The 6,737-nt window shown below is 55.8% G+C and carries 9 protein-coding genes; 2 read left to right on the top strand and 7 right to left on the bottom strand.

Annotated features, from left to right (window positions below; all coding sequences use genetic code 11):
* Window positions 1-752 precede the first annotated feature (752 nt).
* A complete protein-coding gene (locus AWB64_RS26180; protein ID WP_060858325.1) occupies window positions 753-953 on the bottom strand; it encodes a hypothetical protein in 201 nt (66 codons plus the stop codon).
* A gap of 64 nt (window positions 954-1,017) precedes the next feature.
* Complete coding sequence (gene flhD, locus AWB64_RS26175) at window positions 1,018-1,317, bottom strand: flagellar transcriptional regulator FlhD (RefSeq protein ID WP_060858324.1); 300 nt, start codon at window positions 1,315-1,317, stop codon at window positions 1,018-1,020.
* A 358-nt stretch (window positions 1,318-1,675) separates the two neighbouring features.
* Here flhD and AWB64_RS31740 point away from each other — a divergent pair, with 358 nt between their 5' ends.
* On the top strand, window positions 1,676-1,852 hold the full coding sequence (locus AWB64_RS31740; RefSeq protein ID WP_157766710.1) for a hypothetical protein: 177 nt from the start codon (window positions 1,676-1,678) through the stop codon (window positions 1,850-1,852).
* Between the two features lie 232 nt (window positions 1,853-2,084).
* A complete protein-coding gene (locus AWB64_RS26170; protein ID WP_060858323.1) occupies window positions 2,085-2,966 on the top strand; it encodes a hypothetical protein in 882 nt (293 codons plus the stop codon).
* Between the two features lie 111 nt (window positions 2,967-3,077).
* On the opposite strand, the gene AWB64_RS26165 is transcribed toward AWB64_RS26170, so the two are convergent.
* The 5 genes from AWB64_RS26165 to AWB64_RS26145 all read right to left on the bottom strand — a co-directional run bounded on the left by AWB64_RS26165 (window position 3,078) and on the right by AWB64_RS26145 (window position 6,618).
* Window positions 3,078-3,377 carry an H-NS histone family protein gene (locus AWB64_RS26165; protein WP_060858322.1) on the bottom strand — a complete coding sequence of 100 codons (300 nt, stop codon included), beginning with the start codon at window positions 3,375-3,377 and terminating at the stop codon, window positions 3,078-3,080.
* A 1,103-nt stretch (window positions 3,378-4,480) separates the two neighbouring features.
* Window positions 4,481-4,846, bottom strand: a complete 366-nt coding sequence (locus AWB64_RS26160) for a type II toxin-antitoxin system VapC family toxin (RefSeq protein ID WP_060858321.1) — start codon at window positions 4,844-4,846, stop codon at window positions 4,481-4,483.
* A complete protein-coding gene (locus tag AWB64_RS26155) occupies window positions 4,840-5,058 on the bottom strand; it encodes a ribbon-helix-helix protein, CopG family (RefSeq protein WP_060858320.1) in 219 nt (72 codons plus the stop codon). Before AWB64_RS26155 ends, AWB64_RS26160 begins: the two co-directional genes overlap by 7 nt.
* A gap of 147 nt (window positions 5,059-5,205) precedes the next feature.
* Entirely contained in the window at window positions 5,206-5,469 is a 264-nt protein-coding gene (locus AWB64_RS26150; RefSeq protein ID WP_060858319.1) for a hypothetical protein, read from the bottom strand.
* 96 nt (window positions 5,470-5,565) lie between these two features.
* Window positions 5,566-6,618, bottom strand: a complete 1,053-nt coding sequence (locus tag AWB64_RS26145; protein WP_060858318.1) for an IS630 family transposase — start codon at window positions 6,616-6,618, stop codon at window positions 5,566-5,568.
* Between the last annotated feature and the right edge of the window lie 119 nt (window positions 6,619-6,737).

The following is a 6,737-nucleotide window of genomic DNA, read 5'->3' as shown; positions in this document are numbered from 1 at the left end:
ACCGAACTACCGCAGCGTGCAGCGGATGCCGATATCAGCGATCTGTTGCCGTTCAACGTTGCCAAGCCGCGCGACGTATTGGTTCCTGCATGATCTAGCCCTACGCGCCGGCTCATTGTGGTGTGCGTTAATTCGCGCTTACGATAAACCAGTGGCTTGTCACGCTCGATCCCGCATCTGCTGACTCGAATCTTGTGCGCGTGTTGGAAAACCGTGCAACATCAGGTTGCCAAGAAACCTCGAAGCTGCCGAAATGACCTCGCGTCCGGTCGCCAATTCAGGTGGTGTCCGTAAATGGAATCTAGCGATCCCCGACTAGAACAACGTCGCGAACGAAGATCGGTATCTCGCTGTAGATATTTCCGCCGCACTGCGTGTCAGGCAGCTGCACGCACTTTCAGATTGATGCGGGAGTGTGACGCGGCGAGCGACAACGCCGGTGGCAGTCCGCCGCCCGTGCTCGGAGCGGGAACGACATTATGCAAAAGCAATGCAAGCCTTGGGTTTGCACAGAAATTCTGAATCTTTCAGTGATTGACTCGTGAACTTTTTGTACAACAAGGCCAGCATCGATGCGTCACCCCGGGTAACCGCTATGGCTTTTGGGCGTGCGCTCAACTCGAGCGCATCGTGGCGGAGGAGAATGGTGAGCAGGAAAAATGCGCACCGAACTTGGGATCTTTCCGACGTTTGGACGAGGCGGTGGAATGCGCTTGGCGATGGGCTACCCACTACTACGATCAATATTGGTTTTAATCGCTCCCGCCTTCTAAAACCCGTTCGATATCCCTAACGAATTCGAGCGCAGTCGTCTCCCATTCAAGCGAGCCGACCGGCAGATCTCGAGGCAGGCTTTTTCCCTGTGCGGTGCGAATCGAAATCACGGTTTGAGCAAGCGCGTTCGCCTGTGCGGTTAGCTCGGCATCACCAAACAACGGCAACCCACTGTCCATCAAATCCCCGCTTTTTACCCGACGCCGCAAAACTATTCACACGGAATCCCGTCTTCAGTCGAGCTCAATGAGCAAGCGCCAGTAGCGACTCCGCAGGCTCAGCTTTGGCATGTTCGTCTGCGCGAGATAATGACGACAGCATGGACCGGTCGTCGAACCGGAACGCGCAAAGCAGGTGCGGCGCTGCCGCGAGCTTCACAATTTGCGCCATCGACAGATCAATGAGGATAGCGGCCACTTGGCCGGAGAGCCCGAGCCGAGCCTCGCCCACTGCGCGGTCTGCACGTAGCATCTTCTGCGCAAGTAGAACGTATGAAAGGTTAATTTCCCGAATCGAATCGGCAGAATCATTTGGGAAAGTCATGGCCTTACCCGACAAAATGAACCTAGTAGATAGACCGGCAAATGATGCCGGAGTCGTGTTACAACTAGTAACATGTTTGATTCTGGGTTTTCTCTGATCGTTTTGCAACGGCCCAAGAAACTATATTTTCGCCGCAATCACCGATTCGGTATCGATTACTGAAGTCGACACGTGCCGACGCCGCTAAAGATGAATGACCTCATAGCGTCGAAACGGCACGACGGTGTGCGTTTGATCGTTTGATCTATCAACAACGAGATCAGTCCGCGAACTTTCGAACTTTCGGCTATCTCAAGATATGGGCGACGAATCCTTTCTACGATACTGTATATAAATACAGTATCGTAGGGCCATTTTAATGGCCAACGTCTTCCACCATTCGAACGAGTCGTGCTCGGTGAAATGCGAGCGCTTTTGGCGGCGTCACCGCGGCGATAACGACATCGAGCGGCTGCTTCTAGAGCTTCAATTTGGCCGCCGCGCGATCCATGACCTTGATGGTTATTTCGAAAGTGTTGGACTTTCCCCTGCATAACCGGACACGTGGTCACGCTTAGGTTAGTCAGTTCGGTCAGCGAATGCTATCGTCGACTCCGACGGCCGGTGCACCGCGGACCCAGAGCACGCTGGACGCTCAGCATTTCTACGTGTTTTAAGCGAAAGAGGCCCGAAAGCGAGCGTCTTTCGAACCTTGACTATTATCAGGCTCCAGTAGGCTGAAGGTGCTGTGTTTCACACGGCACATACCTTCAACTACGAGCCAACGAATGCAACTCTCCGACAAGATACGCGATACCCTTAAATCACTCGCCTCATTGATTCCACATCTGTTCCGTCTCGCTTGGAAAGCTGTCATCGTCCTAGGCGGCATAGTGCTAGTAGCTTATTGCTACTTCGAGAATATTTTGCCCGAAGGCTTGACGACGGGTGATGCATTCTTCCTCGCTTCTGCTGCGCTTTCCATCGCGTCGATCGCAATTGTCGGACTTGGATACGGGGCCTTTGCGGCCGTATGGTTAGTCAAGCTTCTTGTCGCGCTGCACACGCGCTGGCGAGCGACAAAAGGCTTGCCGGCCACATCGACCGTCCACAGAGCCATCAGTGACACGCTCATGTCCGTCATGTCTTTCCTAGTGACCTTGCCGTTTGTTGGTATGTTGATTTACGGACACGCTGCGCCGGATATGCATTTTCGCGGAACGCTCATATTTTTCATTGCATCCGGCGCCTTCACGACGGTCATGTTCGGGATCATGCCTGTCGCGGTCCAACCGAGAACGCTACAAGTGACCGTTGGCGTGTGCCTACTTGCCACAATAGGAATCCTCGCCATGACTCGCCCCGGCCTCCTGAATTTGGCGATGGTCAACCTTGGCGTCCGCACGGTTCCGGGGGAGATGATTTTAGCCTCGGATACTGCACACACTCAACTGATGGCCGCCGCCAAAATCAGTGGCCTGAAGATCAAGTTTTGCAGCGTCCCTGAGACGGAGCAATGGGGAACGCAAGACGGGATTGGCGACAGTTCGTATTTGAGGCTGCTGGACGAGTCCTCAGGCGGTGTCCGGAATGTCCTTGTTCGTGTGGAACGCGCCGCAGTCAATCCATTGCGAGGAGAAGGCGTCACGTTTAAATATGACCTTAATTAAGATGGTCAACCTCGGCTCGCGACTCGTGCGCGTTACTTCCGCAAGCCCGACCTACTAAGCGAATTACCTACAAACGTACAAAAGGCCGCAGGAGCGCGGCCTTTAAATGCGTTAAGCGTCGAAGAGGTTTCCCATTATCGAGAAAGCCTCTCGATCCTTGCCTTTGATCCACAAAGGTTCCCGCCCCATGCCCGACCAGGTTGCTCCGGTGTCAGGATCGCGATATCTGGGGCCGCTTAGTTCGCGCAGTTTGCGCGTCTTTTTCGCGGAGAATACGTCCTCAACAGTAAAGCCAAAATCGGCGATCTTAGTTTTAATCTCCGCCAATGCGGCCGCTGCTTCGGTCTCTCGAGCCGCAGCAATCTGACGATCGAGTTCCGCAGCTTGAGCCAACAATTCTTTGTAGTTCAATTGAAATCCTTTTCCAATGCGTATTTTACAACCACTGCGCAGACCTACAGCGAGTGCTGAACAGCCCTCGCAGAGCCGGATATGTCCTCACCCACCCCAGCGATCGTGTTGCAACCCGTCAACGAAATCAACAGACTGATCACCGACAAAAACGCTAACCAACGTCCGACTTTGCTCATTTCTGAATGCTCCCTTCGCGATTGTCGCCCGTTTCTAAGCCATAGCCCGCAGTAACTGACACCCCGCGCGATGACCTTGTGTGCGTAGCAGTTCATCCCACCTGAAGCCTGAATTATCGCTCAATGCATGCTCAGCTTCTCCCGGAGCTGATTACGCACCGCTTGACCACTTTGCGTTCGGGGCAAGAGTAGTCCGATGCGGCACTTCCATCGTGGGCGGGCGCGTGTGTGTTATCGCCGTCCGTCGCCGTGTCTAGGGCTCAGCGCCTGATGAACTCCCAGCGCGACGCGTTCCGGTGCCTCAACCACGACATTGGGTCGCGACGGTCGTTCCGGGTGTCCGTGAAGGCCTACATCGCAAGCAACATCAGTAGAAAGTGATGAGTAAAAATAAAGTCGTATAGTGGCAAAAATAAAGTTGTATAGTGCCGCGCTTCCGTACGGAGTGCGGCGCTCACCCTTTCCGGTGCAGTCTCAAAGGCGTTTATCGCTGCGCGCTTCATCTATGTCGCCCGTCGTCTCGCCTATCAACAAGTAGGCTACGGGAACCTTGGCCGCTCCGGGCGCGATAGAAAAACGACGACACCACGCCTAGATCCTTTCGGAGCTTGCCGACTTTTTCCGCCACGAGGGCGCTACGCTCTTCGTCTGTTTTAGTTTTCCTATGCCTTGATGCCCAACACACGCGCCGCTTGGCGATTCGTCTCGCCGCATTACGTGAAGTGTCAGAGACCGTCTCCCAGCCGTGATGCCACAAGTCGATGACAGCGGCCGCATCGTTCAGCGAGCGTACAGCAACCACGTCGCGAACTTCGTTTGCGACTTCATCCTACCACGCCGCGCCTTCGACCTCACCCGCGCACGGGTCGATCGCTTTGCGATAGATCGTTTTTGCAGCATCGAGTGTGATTTGCATCACGTTTCCTAAATTTTGTATGGCACGCGGATGCCCGGCTCGTCTGCTGGAAAGTCCTTCGTATTTCGCGAAACAAGCAACAGCGAGTGAACCTGTGCTGATGCCCACACGATGGCATCGGGCAGACGAATCTTTTTAGCCTTGCGAATCTCGACGGCGCGATTGGCGATCGCACTGTCTACTGCAACGACATCGAATGTATCGAGCCATGCGCGGATCGCGGCGTCCTCCTCGCCGGATGCTCCGACCAGCACTTCCATCCAGGTGATCGCGCTGATCGCGCGATACTCATAGCGCGCCAGTTCTTTCTTGGCTGCGCCGACCCCGTTGAGATAGTCAATGAGGATGTTCGTATCGAAGAGCGCCTTCACCATTCGGAACGAAGCTCCTGCTGGTACGCGAGGCCATCCGTCTTCCGGCTTTTCCACAGCCCAAATACGTCGGTTCCGAGCGCGCGCTTGCGCTGCGAGATATACGCCTCAATGGCATCGCGGATGACGGCCGCGCGGGGCCGCTGTTCGGCCTCCACAATCACCGCGAGGTCGTCAACCTGCGACTCGGGCAGGTCAACCAGGATACGACTCATATACACCTCCGTTTCATGATATACATATCATATATCTTTTGACGGTTCTGCGCAAGCGATGTGTCCGGTTTATAGGCAGGGAAGCGACTTTTCTCCAGTCATGTGTTGTTAAGCCTCGCGTTCAGGGACATACCTCATGCGCGGGCCTCATAGCACGTCGCAGAACATCTGCCTGACCCGCCATGACTCGTTGATCCAGCCGCCATATGCACCGATCTCACGGGCGTACTCGGGCGCGTACTCGGGCGATACGATGCGATCACTTATCACCAGGGCCATGCCGGTACGCGGAGACGCGGGAGTGATGATGAAAGCGGTTTTCGTGCGTCGGCCAGTGAAATTCCCCGCGCCGTGTGTCGCCGCCTTGGAAGCATCAGCGAAGTCGCACGAAACGGCGTCCTTCGCAGACATGGCCCACGCCGGTCCCAAACACGGATCATGGCTCGCCTGGGCCGGTGCAAGACCGATTAGCGCCCAAAGTGCCATCAACATCGCTAGTCCACTGCGTCATTGATTTGGCACCGGGCGAATCCGACGGGAAGGATCGTCATATTTCCACTTGATTGGTTTCGGGTTTTGGTTGTGCTCGCGGATATAACGCATCAGTTTTCGATCCAGGTCCTTCACCGAAGTGAAGACGCCGTGGGCGATCACATCACGCTGAATGCGTGAGAACCAGTTTTCCACCTGGTTAAGCCACGACGAGTAGGTCGGTGTGAAGTGCAAACGCACGTTGCGGTGCGCGGTGAGAAAGTCGGCTACCCGCTGCGTCTTGTGGCTGCTCACGTTATCGCAGATCACGTGGATTTCCCGACGTTTGGGCTGGCTGGCGACGACATCAGTCAGGAAGGCCACAAACTGTTCGCTGGTGTGGCGCAGCGCGGTCTTGCCCACCACCTCGCCGGTAGCAGTATTAAATGCCGCGAACAGACTAAGAGTACCGTTGCGTTTGTACTCGAAGCCGTGGCTTTCGGCACGTCCCGGCGACAAAGGCAGCATCCGGTCGCGGCGCTCAAGTGCCTGGATCGCGGTTTTCTCATCTACGCAGAACACCGCCGCGTGCGCCGGCGGGTTCAGATATAGCCCGATCACGTCGGCTGCTTTGGTCTCGAAGTCCGGATCGTTGGAGACCATGTGCCGCTCCAAGCGCTGCGGCTTGATGCCGTGCTTACGCCAGATGCGCTGCACGGCTGAGACCGACACATCGCCCAGCTCTGATGCGAGCTTGTAGCTGCTCCAGTGTGTCGAACCGTCGGCGGGTTTGTGCTTGAGGGTGCGGCTGAGTACACGCGCTTCCAACTTGGCAGGCGGCTGCACAGGCGCGCGCCCGGGATGGCGAGCGTACATGCCGGCCAGTCGCTCGTTGAGGAAGCCCCCCGACCAGCGTGCGATGAAACGCGAGTCGCAGCCCAGTGCGCTCATGATCCCGTCGCGCGATTCACCGTCCTCGAGCATCAAGATCAATTTTGCACGGCGCACGTCTGCTGCGCGCACCGTTCGGCTGCGTGCCGCCCAAAGCAGTTGCGCACGTTCGGTATCGGTCAAATTCATTTTTCCCATGACCTAAATCCGAACATAGACGGGGTGCCAAGTCAATGACGCAGTGGACTAGTTCCTCATTTCCTCTGTTTTCCTACGTTGTCAGTCATGGTTGCATTCAACGTGTAGACAGTGCTTCG

This window comes from Caballeronia sordidicola (assembly GCF_001544455.2).
Classification (GTDB): Bacteria; Pseudomonadota; Gammaproteobacteria; order Burkholderiales; family Burkholderiaceae; genus Caballeronia; species Caballeronia sordidicola.
This window is presented reverse-complemented; position numbering and strand designations above follow the sequence as displayed.